The organism is Methylobacterium haplocladii (assembly GCF_007992175.1).
GTDB lineage: Bacteria > Pseudomonadota > Alphaproteobacteria > Rhizobiales > Beijerinckiaceae > Methylobacterium > Methylobacterium haplocladii.
Map to the genome: position 1 here is coordinate 1 of NZ_BJZT01000078.1, position 1,305 is coordinate 1,305.

General features: G+C 64.7%; 1 protein-coding gene. It reads left to right on the forward strand.

All coding sequences use genetic code 11. The features are described from left to right. Positions 1-81 precede the first annotated feature (81 nt). Positions 82-1,161, forward strand: coding sequence for an IS5 family transposase (locus MHA02_RS21795; RefSeq protein WP_147082672.1), 1,080 nt, complete (start codon positions 82-84; stop codon positions 1,159-1,161). Positions 1,162-1,305 lie beyond the last annotated feature (144 nt).

Here is a 1,305-nt window from a genome sequence, read left to right on the forward strand (position 1 = left end):
CGCTCGGACACCTCGAAATACCCCTATCCGTGCGGGGCGTTGTCGTGATTCCCTGATGCTGTCGGCGTTGGGGAGGCTCGGATGGGTCAGCCTGGGTTCTTCGATCTGGATGAGCACTACCAACGCCTGTCGGAGAACGGCGACCCGCTGGTGAAGCTCGCGGCCTTGATCGACTTCGAGGCTTTCCGGCCGAAGCTAGCAACCGCGCTGAAGCGGTCCGACGGATCGAAGGGCGGTCGGCCACCCTACGATCCTGTACTGATGTTCAAGGTCCTGATCCTGCAGACGCTATACACGCTGTCGGACGACGCCACGGAATTCCAGATCCGGGATCGGCTCTCATTCATGCGCTTCCTCGGCCTCGGGTTCGAGGACGCGGTGCCCGACGCCAAGACCGTGTGGCTGTTCCGCGAGCAGCTCACCCGCGCGGGTGCCATCGAGGATCTGTTTGCCGCCTTTGACACCTGGCTGAAGGGCAAGGGCTACCTGGCAATGTCGGGCCAGATCATCGATGCCTCGATCATTGCGGCTCCGCGCCAGCGCAACACCGATGCCGAGAAGGCGGCTCTCAGGGAGGGCAAGATCCCGGACGAGTGGGCGGTCAAACCGAAAAAGCTCGCGCAGAAGGACCGCGACGCCCGCTGGACGCTGAAGCGGGCCAAGGCCCGTGCCGCGAAGGCAGACGGCACGAAGGCCAAGGTCGAGATCGCCGTCCCGGTTTTCGGGTACAAGACGCACGTCTCGATCGACCGCAAATACGGCTTCGTCCGGCGCTTCACCGTCACCAGCGCGGCCGCCCATGACGGGGCGCAACTGGCCAACGTCCTCGACCCGGCCAACACGGCGAGCGACGTCTGGGCCGACACCGCCTACCGCTCGAAGGCCAACGAAGCCCATCTGGCCAAGCATGGCCGGCGCTCGAAAATCCACTTCCGGCGCCAGCCCGGTCTCGACCTGACGCCATCCCAGCGCAAGGCAAACCGCGCCCGCTCCAAGGTCCGTTCTGGGGTGGAGACGGTGTTCGCGGCCCAGAAACACCGCTTCGGTCTGTTCGTGCGCACCATCGGCTTGGCCCGAGCCCGGACGAAAATCGGGCTCGCCAACCTCGCCTACAACCTCAAGCGCTTCCTTTGGATCGAAACCCGGCTGGTGGCGGCCTGATCGAGGCGCGGAAAGGGCTCCCAAGCCCGCTCATGACACACAACCGAACCGACAGACCGCCGACCGATCATTCCAAAGCTGTCGGCATCGTCAAATAGCCGGTCGAGCCGCCCGAACATGCGGTTCTTCGAGGTGTCCGCTCGA

What these genes read in the sequence shown, in the direction of transcription:
- MHA02_RS21795 (WP_147082672.1), top strand. Translation starts at nt 82, where the DNA reads ATGGGTCAGCCTGGGTTCTTCGATCTGGATGAGCACTACCAACGCCTG.